Genomic DNA, 15633 nt, shown 5'->3' with positions numbered 1-15633 from the left:
TAAACGTTATTGAAAGTGATGAACTGCTGGGTGAATAGCCTTAGAAAGGCTTGAGCGTAATGCGGTGAAAGTCGCACGTTACGTTCTTAGGGGACGGGATCGGAGCAATTCGATCCTGTTACCCGACTTCTTTTTTAATTTAATCATTCTTTTTGTATGGGCATTTAACTGGGAATTTTAGTATTATTTATTTAAATTAATATTATGAAAAGCGCATAATAATTGCGTGCTTGTGATTCACAGTATTCTCTTAACCATTTACTCAATAGGGATATTTATATCATGAATATATTAAAAAGATTTCTGAAAAAAATTGCTAAAATCATTCATTTTAGACCCTATAGTGAATGGACTGAAGAAGAGAAGGCTGTGTATGCTAAACGGCATTCTTTTCATTCTTACTCTAAATCAAATGATACAAAAATTAATCCTGCAAGCGGCCTGCCAATGATTGGTTGTCTGGATGTAAATGGCAATACATTTGGATCTAACAGTTCATTTGATGATTATTATAGAAATCATGACAACAATTATCGTAGTTATTCATCTACAAATTATTGCAATAGTTATGATCCGTTTGCCAATCGCTATTAATTGTTTCGATTTGTATTTTTATGTCCTATTTTTACTGATATAGTAAACTAAATTTTTTATAAAATTGATGTTAATTTTGGAGAATACCATGGCTTTAATTAGTGCAAAAAAAACACCTGAAAAAGAAAAAATTAAAATCGAAATTAGTAAAGACATTTACTCAGAAATAAAAGAATACTGCTCATGGGTTGGCATTGATGATATTAGCTATTTTTTTGAAGAGTCCTCCATCATGATCTTTTCTAAAGATAAAGAATGGAAGCAACATCGAAAAGAGAAGAAACAGGCTATTGAATCCGTTTAGTATTGTTCCGCATTAGGATTTAATTTAGTAAATATACAATTAAAAAAAAAGGATATCCGAGTGAAAAACCGTATTAGGACTACATGTAAATACATCATACCACTAACTATTATTGGTCTATTTGGTTATCACTCTTATTCCGTTCAATCAAAACTAAATCAAAAAGAAAAGCAAACCTATATATCTCTAAAAGAGTTGTCCGAGATTGCCGCGAAAATTCATGGTGTTGAACCTCCTTTTCTGGATAAGGTCATGATAACCATTGTTGATTGGTTTATCCCTATTCCGTTTATTAATAAAAATGAGTCTCTAAAACTGCTGGCCGAACATAAAAATGAACTCACATCAAAATCAAAAAGAATTTATGTGTCAGAAAGCAAGATGGGGGAAGTTGTGGTTACAAAAAATTTTAATTTCACCTCATCTGATATTAAGGAATCTAAATCGATACCCATGGGTACAATTTTCAGCGCATTCGTCATGGCTCCTTTTCATGATTCTGATAATCCAAATCAATTACGATTTAAAATAAACATCAATTCCATGTCTTGTACGGCAATTGCGGATTCCATTTTAAAAACTGATTATAGATCAGGAAATATAGTTGCAAAAATTAGCGGCATAAACTGCGCCAATGAGAACTCAAAATCGATACCCTTAGAAGCCGTGGGATTGGTATCAGGTAGGGTACTATCCTAGAATGAATATTAGATCCTTACAAATAAAAGCACATTCAATAATGTTATTTTTTTCCTTAATAAAAAGGAAGGTGGGGTTATTTTTAGTCATTATTATTCTGATTAATATTAATGCTATTTTTTCTTACATCAAGAATTTTTTATTTTTAATCATCAATAAATTGGAAGCTCTAATTTTAGATCACAGAATTTTTTATTATTCTGTGATCCTATCAATTAACATACTATTAATTATCAACGCATATATAAGATATAAAACCAACAAAAGGAGACAAAAAGAATAGAAAAAAGTACCACTTATATTCCAATTAATTCCCAATCCCCAAAGTACCCCTCTTTGGTTTTAATTAAATCCTCATAAACACGCATCTCTAAACCATCAGCAATCTCATCCCAACCGGTTACTTCCTTGGCTATATTAAAATAATCATCATTAATAAAAAACACTCTAGGAACTCCGTATGTCCAGATAATGCCATCAACACCAAAAAGTGTTGCTCCTTCAAAGCCCCAATCATCCATTTCTTGTTCTGGGGTATTGCGTCCGTGGTATAGTCTTAATTTCATCAATGTTCCTTTTATCTTGCTATTGTTAACACGCTATTTTCAAGATGAGGCAAAGGGATTTTTCTTTGCCTCTAAAAAATTCCTTTACCTTTTTATTTCCATCATTTTTTCGGTTAACGTCCACAACGCACGATTTAATTTCACATTTTGATCAATGGCTTTTACTTCTCTCGTTTTTGTTCGAGTGGTGTAACCGTATTTATTTAAACGATGGCCACGGATCCCTCCTTTAATTAAATTTTCTTGTAGGACATTAAACACCGTAAACAAATCATTATCTTTTTGATCCACATAACGCCTTGGTTGCAATAAACGCTCAGGAGCAACGATCATTGCGCCCTCATCATCAGAAAATTTTAGAGAATGGGCAGCTTCGGCAAAAATCATCTTTTCAGTATCGTTTAAATGAATTGAAGCCATATCATCTGATACATCGAGCATCTTGTTCGCGGTTTCAATCACCTTATAAGTACCTTCAATAACGTTCCCAACAACATCTCCCTGATGTTTAATTCTAATTTCGTCATAGGATTGTCCCGCAATCATTCCATTACCACACACAACCCGAAAAAGACCCGCCATTAGGCGATAAGAAGACAGGCCATCATGAGAATTGATAAGAACAAGTTCTGGATAAAGTCCCTGATTATTTTGAATGACATCATGGCGTTGAAAACGGAGCATGTGTTTTGCAAATGCTTTCGATTCTTGACTCAGGCTTTTGGTCTGAGTTGCCCAAGTTGGAAAAAATCCTTCTGACATTAATTTTTCAATGATTTGCTCTGTTGAGATGGGTGAGTACTGATCACTTGTTTTGTGGGAACTTTCTTGTGTGAATATGGAAGGGGCTAATTTAAATAGTTTTTCTTTTGATAAAATGGGTAACATTATGTTTTCTCCTATGTTTTTACTATTGTTCTCAAGGAACAAATACAGTATCTCAAAAAAGCGCGTAATCGTCAACAATTATTATAAAATATATTTATAAAAATTATTTACCAAAAATGTTGATATTTATTGCTGCCCTTGTTATATTGTTCTTGTCCTAATGACACATAGTAAAAACATAGGAGAACACAATGACTATTCCAGAAATTATCCAGCAACAATTGCTGCACACGAATAAAGCGATCGTTTGGTCTTGGGGCGTATCTAAATGGCATGAACTATCATCTAATGCACTTGCAATAAGAGTTCATGCGCGTTATTTAGATGGTTTTGTCTGTATCGAGTTGGATGAGGCGCAAGACTTATACAATATTTCCTTTTACCTTAACAAAGACTTTTCAGACATGCTAGTGTGGCCAGTGATACCCTATAAACCGATAAAAGGAGTCTATTGCGATCAACTGGTTGAATTCATTGATAACAGAATAGAAAGAATACCCGATTATAAATACTGACTATTGCCCTACTCCCTACCGTAGGGAGTAGGCCATTAACAGGAGTAGATTCATGAAAAAACTATCGTTTGCCGTTAAAGCAAACATGAATAAACCACCTAGAGTTCACGTGCAATCAGCCGATAAAAAAACAACCTATGGCTCATTTCAAGCAAATAACTGCGATGAATTCGATAGCTGGGACAAATTAAGCCAGGACGAAGCCATTGAACTAAAGCACTACATGAATAATCTTGTGGCTATTGAGCATTATTTTTCCACAAAGGCTCTGTCCGAACAAAAAGATTTTAGGATCCGATTACCAGGTAGTTTTATTGATGCTATTGATGAGCTCAGCAGGTTATGCTTTGAAGAACACATCGACTTGAATGTTTATGATGCCATGATAAGTGCCGCTATTGGGCAACTTAAAATAAAGACAGCAAGCCTTCCTGATGAAAAAAAACAGCAAGCGCTTACACTGCTTAATCAACTAGGATTATCTGAAAATGTAAAAACAGATGTTTCCTTGAAAATACAGGCGATATTTTCTGAATTATTATCCATTCATAACAAATCAGAAAAACTGCACCAAAAAGCCAGAACGCTTTTCAATAAAGATAAAAGTATTGCGCCAAAAACCATTGAAGAAATCGCAAAAGGTGAATTATCAACCTCTAAATGGTTAGTAGCTTGTGCTGTAGAGATTTTACTGGAGGAAAAACCAGATATAGTGCAAAAAATATTAACTGATGACGATATCTTGTTTTTGTGGGCAAATCCATTACTAAAAAATCATAGACCGCTCAAGGAACTGCTCGATAAACTAGAATCTTTGAATAACTCGGAAACGTTAAGCAATAAACTAAAATCCATGGATTAAGTTTAGTTAAATACTTTCCAAATTATCACATTTATGCTATAAATTATTATGAAAATAAAATTTTACCAAAAACAATCGGGCAAAAACCCCGTGGCGGAATTTCTAAATGATTTGCCGTCCGATGAGATAGCGCGACTTGCTGGTTGTTTAAAGAGTATTGAAGAGCTAGGGTTTGACAGCCCAAGGGTACAATTCAGGCAAATAAAAGGCTCGCTTTGGGAAATTAAAATTAAAACATCGCGCAGTGGTTATCGGTTTTTTTATGTGTGCATTCAAAAAGAAATCATCGTTCTTTTACATGCCTATAAAAAACAATCACAAAAAGCGCCAAAGCAAGAAATTGAACTGGCTGAAAAACGAATGATGGAGGTATACGAGAATGAAAGCACTTACCTTAAATGAATTTATTGACGATAAAATCAATCAAGATGAAGAATTTGCCAAGCACTATGAGCGTGAGCAAATTATTAATAATATAGCAGTAATGATTGTAAATGCCCGTAAAAAGCGACATATGACACAATCTGAATTGGCTAATAAAATTGGAACCAAACAATCGGTTATTTCTCGCCTTGAAAGTGGCAATAGTTCATTTATTCCCTCATTAGAGACCCTGGTGAAGGTTGCTGATGCGCTGAACATGCACTTAAAATTGCAATTACAGGCCTAATTACTCTTTGGCCAATATGGATTAACAGTAAACTTTAAAGGACATTAAATGGCATTAGATTTTTCCAAATTGGGTACGGGACAAACTGTTGATACTGTTTTAAAACCGAGAGAAATTTTTAATGCGTTACCCAATAAAAAATCAAACAAATTCCATTATCCCCGCGATGTGCAATCTCAAGTATGGAGCAAGTGGTTTGACCGAAAAGAGGAACGAAACCTGGTCATAAAAATGAATACAGGCGGCGGTAAAACAGTGGTTGGCCTTTTAATTTTAAAAAGTTGCTTGAATGAGAAGAAAGGACCTGTAGTTTACATTGTTCCAGATAATTTTTTAGTAGAGCAAGTTTTATCCGAAGCAAAAGATCTTGGATTAAATGCAGTCGATGACCCTGAAAATGAGAGTTTTTTAAAAGGGAAAGCAATTTTAGTAACTAATATATATAAATTAATTAACGGAAAATCAGTATTTGGTGTTGGGGATGAAGGAACTAAAATACCCATTAAAACGATCCTTATTGATGATGCCCATGCATGCGTAAATACAGTCGAAGAACAATTCACTTTGAATGTATCATCCTCTAACCCGGCACATAAAAAAATATTTAGTATTTTTGAAGAGGCAATGAAAAGGCAGTCGGAAGCAAAATATTTGGAGATTAAATCAGGGGATCCTTTTGCCTACATCTTAATCCCATATTGGAACTGGCAAGAAAATCTTAGTAATGTAATGCAGGTTTTAATTGAAAACAAAAATCATGAAGAAATAAAATTTAAATGGGCATTAATAAAAGAAAATTTAGAGCGATGTAGTTGCGTGATTAGTAAGCATGACATTGAAATTACAAGTAATTGTATTCCAATTGATGTGATTCCGTCTCTGAGTAATGCATCAAGAAAAATATTTATGACCGCCACATTATCGGACGATAGCGTCTTAACGACTCATTTTGGTGTAAGCCCCCAATATCTTAATACCCCCATCACTCCAGATTCAGCGGGGGATGTAGGTGACAGATTAATCTTATTACCACAAGCTCTTAACACCAATATGTTCGATAGTGATGTTAAAGCATTATGTTTGGAATTATCCAAAGAATATAACGTGGTAGTTATTGTCCCCTCTAACAAGCGAGTGGAGTTTTGGGAGGATGCAGCGGATCTCATTTTAAATAAAGACAGTATGCTTCATGGAATTGAACAACTTAAAACGACTCATATTGGCTTAACGATTTTAGTTAACAAATATGATGGGATTGATTTACCCGAAAATGCTTGCCGATTATTAGTTATAGATGGATTACCAGCAGCCCGAAATAATATTGATAAAATTCGCCAGAGTGAGCTTGCAGGTAGTTCGAACAGAGTAAATCAAATAGTTCATAAAGTGGAACAGGGGATGGGGAGAGGAATTAGATCTAATGATGATTATTGCGTCATTTTTCTTATGGGGAAAGATCTTACTTCTCAGCTTTATACGAGCGAAACTTTAGAACTATTTTCACCCGCGACAAAGGCTCAATTAGAATTATCAGAGCAAATAGCAGACCAAATAAAAGATAAGGGAGCTGATGAGATTAAAACTGTCATAAACTACAGTCTAAAAAGGGATCCTCAATGGGTTAAGTTAAGCAGAGGTATTATGGCAGACTTAAATTATTCCAATCAAAATAAAACTGACCCAATAAAAATAGCTTTAAGAGAGGCTTACGATTTAGATCGCTCTGGGAAACCACAAGAAGCAGCAAATAGAATTTTGAATGAAATCAATAGGTCAACTGAAGATCCTTTATTAAGAGGCGTGTTAAAACAATACATGTCGGAATATATAAACAAGTACGATAAGGTGGAATCGCAAAAAACTCAGCTATCCGCTATATCTGATAATTTAAGAGTTCTTAAACCAATCGAAGGCATCTGTTATAGGCCACTACAAAATCATACCGGATCACAAGCAATACAATGTTCTAACTATTTAAAAGAAAAATTTAAAGATGGAAACAAACTTATTATCTATGCAGAGGGAGTATTTTCAAAACTTGTATTTAGTGAAGGCACTGCAAATATATTTGAGGATGCTTTTAAAGAGTTAGCATACCTACTTGGCTTTATAGGCCAACGCCCCGAAAATGATTATGGAAAAGGACCAGATAATCTCTGGCTGTTGGATGATTTAAAATTTTTAGTTATTGAATGTAAAAATGGTGCAACCACTGATCTTATTTGTAAACACGATTGTAATCAGCTGAATGGTTCTGAAATTTGGTTTAATAACAATTATGGCAATGGTGCTAAATGTGTACCTATTATGATTCATTTATCTGCTTGTTTTGAGTATGCGTGTTCTCCAAGTAAAAATATAAAAATAATAAATAAGAGCTTGTTAGAAAAGTTAGTTAATAACGCTCGTCAATTTATAAAATCTATAGCCTCTGATAATAAGTTTGAAGACAGTCAAACTGTCAAACAACGTCTTAATCAATACAAGTTAGAGGCTGATGATATTACAGCCAACTACACAACTCATTTTAAAACAAAAAAAACCTGAACACTTTAAATATATAATGGGAAACAACTAAAAAACAGTATTTCATCAATAGTAAAAGGAATACTTCTTTAGCATTATTTTAATAGCTTTTGAGCTAGTTGAACGCACGTCTAAACAAAGGATAAGCATGGGGACTGTACTTAATTTAATTGTTGATTCGATACAAGAAGGTTTTTTACACCCATCAAGATTTATAAAAAAAATCAAAAGTCACTCTCAGCTACAAATGTTATTAAAAACACCTCCCCAAACGGCTAACGCGGATCAAATAATTCATTGGAACAGGTGGGATAGTTTTTATTTTGATAAAAAATACACCATGAATCTAAGGGAAAGATACTACTCAACACAACAATATATCCCAGAATTAGAATATATTGTCACAGTTAACGAAACAGAAAATTGGTGGTGTGATATTCGCGATATTGATTGCCTTGGCGCATCAAAATCAGATCTGAGCCTGTTTAAAACCCTTGATGATTTCGCAACAACAGTTAACCATAATTTAATCGCCGACATATCAGAACAAAATTTAAATAAAAATTTGCAGTGGGAGGGCGGACGAATATTCAATAATCCTTCATTTTATTGCTATGCATGGGATAACAACCGCATTCATTTATGTAATAGTGGGGGATCTCATCATTTTTCAGCAGCTCGATATCTTGCCTTAAAATTAAATAAAAAGTTTCCTGTTTGCGGTAGACTATATACAGTTCATTTAGACTCACAGTCCGTATTTTCTTTATTAAACCAATTTGATCTTTTTTCTGTAAATAGTAAAGACTGGTTCTTTATTAGTGAAGAATGTGAACATTTTGGTGCTCCAGTTGGATTTTACCCTGCTCCACGACCATTTTATGACCAAACAATTATTTTCCTTCCCCGTAATAATAAACGCTCAATGAGGATCTCGAAACTATTTAAACAAATTCAGCTATTTGATTTTAGCCTTTTCTTATTAAAGTCTCTAAAAAAGCAAGAGCATTGATGGCCAATGCCGAGCCATTACACACAATTTCAAAACTGGCTTTCTGATATCACAAGGGTACACACTTTAGTGATAGGCAGAAAACAAGAGGGTTACATCTATCATATGATTTAAATATTTACTTTTGATAGATGACTTCCAAAGCATCTGGATTTAATTGATAAAAACAGATTGCACGTTCCTGTTTCAAGTTCAATCAACACCAAGGACAACATATAATATACAAAAGAGGATTTGTTCAGTACCAGAAAGATGGAATTTTGGGACATTATTGTTTAATTAAATTGCAACTCAATATCCCAAATATAATCTCTATAGGTTGAAAAGAAAAATATTTCTAAAAGCTATTTAAATAGCTTTTAGAACCCATTCCGGCAATGGTGCATTATAATCCAGGGTAGAGACTCTCCATACTCCCAAACCTCACTATTATAATTTCCAGTTGAGCCAAAATCAAAATTAGGGGCTAACTGTTTTATGTACATATAGGCTAATAGACCTGTGTCTCTTCCTTCAACCCAATCCGCGCATAGAAATTATTGCCTTTAAAAAATCGCTCATGCTCAATCCAATCTTGAGAGTTTTTGTCAATTGGCCAGCAAAGTGTGTGTATTTGATACTTTTTATAACGATTTTTTCCTTTGAATAGGTCATTTAAAAAGTTTTTAAGCCCTTGGCTTCTAAAATAAGTATGCCCCTCATCACCATAATGTTTAAAAAATAGCTCGGAAAATCGCTCTATAGGGCTTTTTTCGATAACAAAAAAATATGGCCAAAGGGAGAGGGTTAAGAATCAAATAGCGTTTAATATCAGGCCTTTTTAGCAGCAAATTATTATTGTAATATATTTTTAAGCGTCGAAAATTGAGAAAGCTGTGGATAGAATAACTTAGGGTAATTAATCCACCTACGATATATAGCGTTATCAAAAACTCTTTTACACTCACATCCATTGCTTACACCATAATTCCTAAATCAAAAATCTTTAAATGAGGACTTTTAACGATCGGTTAATTATAACATTCTTATGGGGAATTGGCGTGTACGGTGATTCAGGCAGTTACGTTGCACATTCTGTTTAAATTACATTAATGACAATCAATCGTATTTGATTTTGAGCGCAATCGGGTTATAATATAATTAACCATACCTGCCACGCCTCTTAATAATGCGGACCAGGGCGGGTTATTTACTTTATGCATTCAAAAATGGTTTTTAATAAACCACCTCTTTCCATACCAGAACAAATACATCACTTACGGCAAAAAGGGCTATTGTTGGATAATGAACAAGAAGCTAGCCAGTATTTGACGACCATTGGTTACTATCGTTTGATGATTTATTTTAAGCCTTTTCTCATTAGCTCTGCGACAAACACTAGCCAATTTAAACCTAACACGCGATTTTCGGATCTTTTAAATTTGTATGCCTTTGATAGAGAGCTACGCTTATTAGTTATCGATGCCCTAGAGAGAATAGAAGTCGCTTTTCGTACCGCTATATCAAATGCCATGAGTTTGAAATATGGCGCACATTGGTATCTAAACATGGATTTATTTTCTTCGACTGAGCAATATCAGATGTTTTTGGAGGAGGTTAAATCACATCTGAAACGTTCACACGAAGACTTTATTAAAACGTATTCTTTTTAAGATTCTCACCGAGGATGATGTGTTTATGTTATGGGCTAAACAATTGCTCGATCAAGGGCATAATCCTAAGAAGATAATACATAAAATAGATGCACTCAATAAAAATGAGCTAATTAATAAGATTAAATGTTATAAAAAATAATATGATAAAATGGTAACCATTTGCATAGATAGTTTTTACAAGAGAGGTATTGTGTTCTTAACATTTGCTAACGGTTGTATCATTGTTCTGGGGCTTGTGCTTACGTGGTGCATTCTATTTTCTATTTTCGATGAAAAATCATCGCGGCGTTTGGGTATAAAGCTAGGGATCTTGGTGCTGTTTTTGTCTCCATTCATTGCTAAATTGAGCTATGATTTCTATGCAACTGCTTCACGGCAATTGTTTCTTATGGGTGCCAATGGCGAAATTCAATTAGCGTATTCACCATTAAAAGTGCCAAAGACCCAAAATAACCATTATTGCGATCGCTTTACAGACAGCAAAGGTAATTTATTAAACCGCTCTACAATAGGTGATAAGCATCTATTTTGTGGTGTTTTTTGGAATATGGGGGAACATGATGTGGTGTTTTTGCCTTATAAACTTTTAGGCAATAATAAAGCCATCTATTGGGCTTCACCAGAACTAAAAATTATCGGCCCAATGCCGCCTGATCTCCTTTTAATAAAAAGCAAAGCAAAAAATACCAATTCGACTTCATCAGAAAAACCCAATAGAATTTATGTTGAAGGAGGGAAAACAGCGCACATTATAGTAACAAAACAATTTGAGCTTCCATCTGATAAGGCTCACAAGGAAAAAACAATTTCCCCTGGGACAGTGTTATCAGGAGTTACTCTAAAGACTTTCGACGTCTCAGAAAAACTAAGCCAAGCACGTTTTAAATTATTCATTGGAAATACATTATGTATCGCCTCGTCAGATACACATATTAGGCCTGATTACGATACAGCAATGCTATAGCTAGCATCATCAGCCTAAATTGTTCTAATGATGAGGAACATGCGATTCCTATAGAAGCAATAGCAACCGTTTCTGGAAGAACACTATATCCTAAAGAATAAGCGGTGAGCTAAAGCACGCTCACACCGTGATCAAAAAAAAGGAACTATTATAATGCGCATAAATCTAAAAACACCAATACACTACTTCTCTTTTTTACTGTTAGTTCTGTCCTATTTGTCGCTTTCTTTTGAAACCGCTTTAAAATCAGGGGTATTTTCCTCTTATGGCGATTTATTTACCCCAATAACTCATATTTTTTACTGGCCAAGGTTTGCTTTGCTTCTAGCGCCTGCGCTTGTTTTGATTATTCTTTCTTCTGTTAAAATGAAGAATCATGAGCTTATTTTAAAAGGGTTTTTCCTTTTTGCATCACCAATTATTGTAAGTAATAATATCAGTTTATTTTCATCCCCTAATGTAATTCCCATTTTAAATCAGCCACAACACTTCATACAGCTTTATTATTATGCTTCATGGTGCAAATCAATAACTTGGATGGGGATTATTATATTAGGTTTGATTTGGACTTTTCAAAAAGAACTAAAGCCCGTAGGAGCACAAGCCCATTAAGATATAGTGCATTCATTACCATTGCTATGGAGCGGGGGGATTATTTATTGCTTAACAAGTAATCCAGTTTGCATTGATAAAATCAAAATAACAATAAGAGGTATGTACAATTAAAACGTGGAATCCATTTATTTACAAAAGCAAAGTATATCAACTCGATCATCTAAACGAATTGCGTTGGGAATTTGTTCAACAGGAAGCTACAAATAAGCCTGAAATTCGATATGCGTTTGTCATTGAATTTGGTTTGCATTGCTTTACTCGTGGACTGAATACTCATATAAAGGAGACATGGCAAAATATTGATCCCGAATTAATCTACTCAGACTCCAGAGAGCAGCGTATTTTTTGTTTTTCTCGCTATACTGGGTTGAATTACATATCTGGGGCAAAAGCGAATTAGAGTTTCTATATCACACAAATAAGTGTTAATTATAATCAAACCGGTTGCGTGTCACACTAATTTTATTGATTCTCCCCTGGATTTTTTGTCACTCACTGAATGTCATAAATTATGAGATAAACTCAAGCCTGGCATGGTATCTATTGGATCTCAGTTCGCTTTTGCCCCAGATATGTAATCCAACTCATATTTGTGATAATTGTCACTATCTCCGGCAGTAAACTAGCTAATAACAGATTTCCGCAGCGGTGTTGCGGAAATCTGTTAAAGTAAAATGCGAAACTGTCAGCATTGCTGACAGAATTATTTTGGTACACCTCCTGATTAATCTTCTTTCGACATTAGTCTTTTATATTTGGCAGATTGATGTCGTTCAAGGAGATCAATATCATTATATCGATCGGTAATAGCACTGGAACTATGACCAGCATCATCTCGTACGTGCGCAACAGGCCGCCCACGCATATTAATATCATCGGAAATACCTGTATGGCGCAACCAATGTACTGTTGCTGACTCAAAACTATCAGCCTCTATTGAAAAGCCGGTGCTTCTTAAATTTTGTATGGTGTTATCAAAGCAGTCTTGAACCAAGCGACGAATGTGTCTTGAACTAGTCATTGCTCCTTTACCTTTTTCTTTAGGTAATAGAGGGCTTTGATCATTCATTGAAGGAAGTGGGGTTAACTGCATACTGACACGATATCGCTTGAGTGCTGCAAGCATGTCATCAGGTACGGCAATATCTCGCATTTTGTTACCTTTTCCTACCGTCTTAAACCACCAACATCCTTGGCTATCTTGATAAAAATGTCGCATTTCTGGAGTCCAACGATCACTGGCACATAGCTCAGAGATACGTAAGTACAATAAATAAAGCGCAGAAATAATAAACAATGTCCGTTCATGTCTATCGGGCGCATTATTTGCCATATTTTTAACTGTATCAAGACAAGTTCGCCATTGTTTTTCACTCAAGCGCATCACTTGTGCTTGATGTTGAGTTTTTTGGATATACTTGCTTTTTTGTTTGATCAAAGTAATCGGGTTAATGGATACTTTTTCCTCTAAGGCCAAGTAATTATAAAAACTGCTCAGCACCGTAAAAATTTCACGAATTGCTTTTTGTGATAATTGATAGTTTTGCTTATTGGGCCTCAGTCCATTTTTATGATCAATTTTACTTACAGTGGCTACAAATGGGCGCCACTCATGGTTGGGAATGCGTTCGCCGTTATGCGTAATGAATCGTGCTACTTTTTTAAATCCAATCCATGATTTTGGTGGATTGAAACAAAATTGCATGTAATTTTCAATGTCTTGCCGTTTCAAATCCAGTAATGATTTTTTCTCAATTAGCCAGGCCCATTGAATTAATCGTTCTACTTCTCGACGATATGATTCAAATGTGGCATTATTGTTATCATATTGTTTTAAAAAGTCGAGACAAAAAATTAGGTCATATGGCGCAAAAGATGGTGGCATAAATGCTTGCCAATTTTTTTCTTTAAGCTGTTGGCAAGTGTCTATTAATGGTTGTGGTATAGGAATACTTGCCATGGTCACACTCTAATTTAAAATAAATAGATCATTTGGTCTTATGCGTACTACCATCAATATTATCTTCACTGAATTCTGCTTCAAGTTCTGCAATGCTTGGCAGGTTTGATTTTAAGTTTTCAGGAATTGCCTTTGTAAGTTGATATTCAGAAACGCCTATTGGTTTTTCTATGCCTTTTAGAGCATACTCAGCAATGACTTTGCTTCTTGATTTGCAAAGCAATAAACCTATGCTAGGGTTATCGTGTTCCGTTTTAAGATACTGATCAACCAAGTTGAGATAAAAATTTAATTGTCCAGCATGTTCTGGTTTGAAGCGAACTGCCTTCCATTCTATAACAATAAATGCCCTAAGTTTTAAATGATAAAAGAGCATATCTAGGAAATAAGTTTCGCCATCAATTTCCATCGGATATTGACTACCAACAAATGAGAAACCCTTGCCCAGCTCTAATAAAAACTTGGTAATATGTGCAATGGAAGCATGCTCAATTTCGCGCTCAAGTGCATCATCATGAAGACCTAAAAAATCAAAATTATATGGACTTTTAAGTACTTCTTGCGCAAGTGATGATTGTGCCGCTGGTAATCGGTGTATAAAATTAGATGCTTTACTAGAGGATAAAGCTTGAGATTGATATAAATTTTGATTAATATTTTTTTCAAGTGTTGAGCGTGACCAACCATTTTCAATGGTTTGACTTACATACCAATCACGCATGATAGCATCATTAACTCTTTGTATTAAAACAACAATATGTCCCCAAGGTAAATCCCGCACAGCTTGTGCGCGAATTTCATTTAAATCAGGATATTCCTCGGCAAGACGTTTCATTCGTCGGATGTTTGCTACTGAATAACCCCGGGTTTCAGGAAATAAATTCTGTAGATCTCGAGATAATGTTTCAATAAAGCCCGTTCCCCAAGATTTTTGCTTCTGTTTCTCAATTATTTGTTTGCCAATGTACCAATAGTGGTTGATAACTTCTTGATTTACGGCCAGTGCTGCACGGAATTGTGAGGATTTTATTTGAGTTTTAAGCGCACTTAAAAATGACTTATAATCATGATCGAGATGAAAAGTTATTTCTTTTGACATACTTGGTTCCTTTGTTGGATTGACTAATCGATTTCAATTCAATTTGTCTTCCAAGCACAAAATTTTTGCTCACTGTCCTGTCGTGAGCGAAAATTATACGACTACGATAACTTAATTTCAAAAACTTTCTGCAACGGGCGTTGCAAAAAGTTTAATTGCCAAATTAGATATCAATAATACTTAATTTTCAAATAATTGCAAACAGTCCAATAGTATAAACTATTGGACTTATAAAAACTATCGATGCTGTTTTTGTATAGATCCCATTACCCCCAATTAAACTTTTGTGAGAATACTCTAATTGGCGTAGCGCTCCAGAACTTGCGCCCTGATGCAAAAATTTAAAATATCAGACTGGGAAGTCTCCAATAACATCATTATATTTATCTTGTGCATCAGCTAAGCTTAATTTTGAATAAATTTCTAACGAATCTCTTTTCGCATGTTCGGAGTAAGGTTGGATAAAAGCATCATCAATATTTTTTTTTCTTAAGCCAAGTAAACAAAAAGTGTCTTAATTTATGTAATTTTAACGGCTACCCAATTATATTGTTGTTTGTCATATACTTATCAAGATTAGATAAAAGTAGATAAAAAATAAAAAGCAGGATTGAAGTGTATGTACGTTAATTGGATCAAATAGATCATTAAACATACATGGTCGATTGAAACGAACGCCAAGGTATATCAGTATTTAATTTGAG

General features: G+C 34.6%; 16 protein-coding genes. 12 read left to right on the top strand and 4 right to left on the bottom strand.

Annotated elements, in window-relative coordinates:
* Positions 1 to 222 precede the first annotated feature (222 nt).
* The 3 genes from ACWTEW_RS23810 to ACWTEW_RS23800 all read left to right on the top strand — a co-directional run bounded on the left by ACWTEW_RS23810 (position 223) and on the right by ACWTEW_RS23800 (position 1597).
* Complete coding sequence (locus ACWTEW_RS23810; protein ID WP_454783463.1) at positions 223 to 594, top strand: hypothetical protein; 372 nt, start codon at positions 223 to 225, stop codon at positions 592 to 594.
* 88 nt (positions 595 to 682) lie between these two features.
* A complete protein-coding gene (locus tag ACWTEW_RS23805; RefSeq protein ID WP_021582697.1) occupies positions 683 to 898 on the top strand; it encodes a hypothetical protein in 216 nt (71 codons plus the stop codon).
* Between the two features lie 60 nt (positions 899 to 958).
* Positions 959 to 1597 carry a hypothetical protein gene (locus tag ACWTEW_RS23800; protein ID WP_021460685.1) on the top strand — a complete coding sequence of 213 codons (639 nt, stop codon included), beginning with the start codon at positions 959 to 961 and terminating at the stop codon, positions 1595 to 1597.
* A gap of 296 nt (positions 1598 to 1893) precedes the next feature.
* On the opposite strand, the gene ACWTEW_RS23795 is transcribed toward ACWTEW_RS23800, so the two are convergent.
* Positions 1894 to 2163, bottom strand: a complete 270-nt coding sequence (locus tag ACWTEW_RS23795; RefSeq protein WP_021460508.1) for a hypothetical protein — start codon at positions 2161 to 2163, stop codon at positions 1894 to 1896.
* An 84-nt stretch (positions 2164 to 2247) separates the two neighbouring features.
* The gene (locus tag ACWTEW_RS23790; RefSeq protein ID WP_021460509.1) at positions 2248 to 3051 is read right to left on the bottom strand and encodes a DUF932 domain-containing protein; all 804 of its coding nucleotides are present in this window, start codon (positions 3049 to 3051) and stop codon (positions 2248 to 2250) included.
* Positions 3052 to 3242: 191 nt separating this feature from the next.
* On the opposite strand from ACWTEW_RS23790, the gene ACWTEW_RS23785 reads away from it, so the two are divergent.
* The 9 genes from ACWTEW_RS23785 to ACWTEW_RS23745 all read left to right on the top strand — a co-directional run bounded on the left by ACWTEW_RS23785 (position 3243) and on the right by ACWTEW_RS23745 (position 11867).
* Positions 3243 to 3566 carry a hypothetical protein gene (locus ACWTEW_RS23785; protein ID WP_021460510.1) on the top strand — a complete coding sequence of 108 codons (324 nt, stop codon included), beginning with the start codon at positions 3243 to 3245 and terminating at the stop codon, positions 3564 to 3566.
* Positions 3567 to 3618: 52 nt separating this feature from the next.
* Positions 3619 to 4428 (top strand): hypothetical protein, encoded by an 810-nt coding sequence (locus tag ACWTEW_RS23780; protein WP_021460511.1) that lies wholly within the window; start codon positions 3619 to 3621, stop codon positions 4426 to 4428.
* Between the two features lie 48 nt (positions 4429 to 4476).
* Positions 4477 to 4830, top strand: coding sequence for a type II toxin-antitoxin system RelE/ParE family toxin (locus tag ACWTEW_RS23775; protein ID WP_021460512.1), 354 nt, complete (start codon positions 4477 to 4479; stop codon positions 4828 to 4830).
* The gene (locus ACWTEW_RS23770; RefSeq protein ID WP_021460513.1) at positions 4808 to 5098 is read left to right on the top strand and encodes a helix-turn-helix domain-containing protein; all 291 of its coding nucleotides are present in this window, start codon (positions 4808 to 4810) and stop codon (positions 5096 to 5098) included. Before ACWTEW_RS23775 ends, ACWTEW_RS23770 begins: the two co-directional genes overlap by 23 nt.
* 48 nt (positions 5099 to 5146) lie before the next feature.
* On the top strand, positions 5147 to 7645 hold the full coding sequence (locus ACWTEW_RS23765) for a helicase C-terminal domain-containing protein (RefSeq protein ID WP_025520167.1): 2499 nt from the start codon (positions 5147 to 5149) through the stop codon (positions 7643 to 7645).
* Between the two features lie 127 nt (positions 7646 to 7772).
* Positions 7773 to 8636 (top strand): DUF6685 family protein, encoded by an 864-nt coding sequence (locus ACWTEW_RS23760; RefSeq protein WP_021582677.1) that lies wholly within the window; start codon positions 7773 to 7775, stop codon positions 8634 to 8636.
* A 1196-nt stretch (positions 8637 to 9832) separates the two neighbouring features.
* Positions 9833 to 10288, top strand: coding sequence for an Abi family protein (locus tag ACWTEW_RS23755; protein WP_021460518.1), 456 nt, complete (start codon positions 9833 to 9835; stop codon positions 10286 to 10288).
* A gap of 193 nt (positions 10289 to 10481) precedes the next feature.
* The gene (locus ACWTEW_RS23750) at positions 10482 to 11255 is read left to right on the top strand and encodes a hypothetical protein (protein ID WP_230305092.1); all 774 of its coding nucleotides are present in this window, start codon (positions 10482 to 10484) and stop codon (positions 11253 to 11255) included.
* Between the two features lie 153 nt (positions 11256 to 11408).
* Positions 11409 to 11867 carry a hypothetical protein gene (locus tag ACWTEW_RS23745; protein WP_058393154.1) on the top strand — a complete coding sequence of 153 codons (459 nt, stop codon included), beginning with the start codon at positions 11409 to 11411 and terminating at the stop codon, positions 11865 to 11867.
* A gap of 727 nt (positions 11868 to 12594) precedes the next feature.
* Here the strand turns inward: ACWTEW_RS23745 and ACWTEW_RS23740 are convergent.
* Complete coding sequence (locus tag ACWTEW_RS23740) at positions 12595 to 13830, bottom strand: tyrosine-type recombinase/integrase (protein WP_021460644.1); 1236 nt, start codon at positions 13828 to 13830, stop codon at positions 12595 to 12597.
* 28 nt (positions 13831 to 13858) lie between these two features.
* On the bottom strand, positions 13859 to 14929 hold the full coding sequence (locus ACWTEW_RS23735; protein WP_021460643.1) for a PDDEXK nuclease domain-containing protein: 1071 nt from the start codon (positions 14927 to 14929) through the stop codon (positions 13859 to 13861).
* Between the last annotated feature and the right edge of the window lie 704 nt (positions 14930 to 15633).

The sequence above is a fragment of the Legionella stuttgartensis genome (assembly GCF_977063405.2).
This window is presented reverse-complemented; position numbering and strand designations above follow the sequence as displayed.

Bases quoted from the DNA above. Each gene is read 5' to 3' on its own strand.
- ACWTEW_RS23795 (WP_021460508.1), bottom strand. From the start codon at position 2,163: ATGAAATTAAGACTATACCACGGACGCAATACCCCAGAACAAGAAATG.
- ACWTEW_RS23775 (WP_021460512.1), top strand. From the start codon at position 4,477: ATGAAAATAAAATTTTACCAAAAACAATCGGGCAAAAACCCCGTGGCG.
- ACWTEW_RS23765 (WP_025520167.1), top strand. From the start codon at position 5,147: ATGGCATTAGATTTTTCCAAATTGGGTACGGGACAAACTGTTGATACT.
- ACWTEW_RS23770 (WP_021460513.1), top strand. From the start codon at position 4,808: ATGAAAGCACTTACCTTAAATGAATTTATTGACGATAAAATCAATCAA.
- ACWTEW_RS23760 (WP_021582677.1), top strand. From the start codon at position 7,773: ATGGGGACTGTACTTAATTTAATTGTTGATTCGATACAAGAAGGTTTT.
- ACWTEW_RS23740 (WP_021460644.1), bottom strand. From the start codon at position 13,830: ATGGCAAGTATTCCTATACCACAACCATTAATAGACACTTGCCAACAG.
- ACWTEW_RS23755 (WP_021460518.1), top strand. From the start codon at position 9,833: ATGCATTCAAAAATGGTTTTTAATAAACCACCTCTTTCCATACCAGAA.
- ACWTEW_RS23785 (WP_021460510.1), top strand. From the start codon at position 3,243: ATGACTATTCCAGAAATTATCCAGCAACAATTGCTGCACACGAATAAA.
- ACWTEW_RS23805 (WP_021582697.1), top strand. From the start codon at position 683: ATGGCTTTAATTAGTGCAAAAAAAACACCTGAAAAAGAAAAAATTAAA.
- ACWTEW_RS23745 (WP_058393154.1), top strand. From the start codon at position 11,409: ATGCGCATAAATCTAAAAACACCAATACACTACTTCTCTTTTTTACTG.
- ACWTEW_RS23780 (WP_021460511.1), top strand. From the start codon at position 3,619: ATGAAAAAACTATCGTTTGCCGTTAAAGCAAACATGAATAAACCACCT.
- ACWTEW_RS23735 (WP_021460643.1), bottom strand. From the start codon at position 14,929: ATGTCAAAAGAAATAACTTTTCATCTCGATCATGATTATAAGTCATTT.
- ACWTEW_RS23790 (WP_021460509.1), bottom strand. From the start codon at position 3,051: ATGTTACCCATTTTATCAAAAGAAAAACTATTTAAATTAGCCCCTTCC.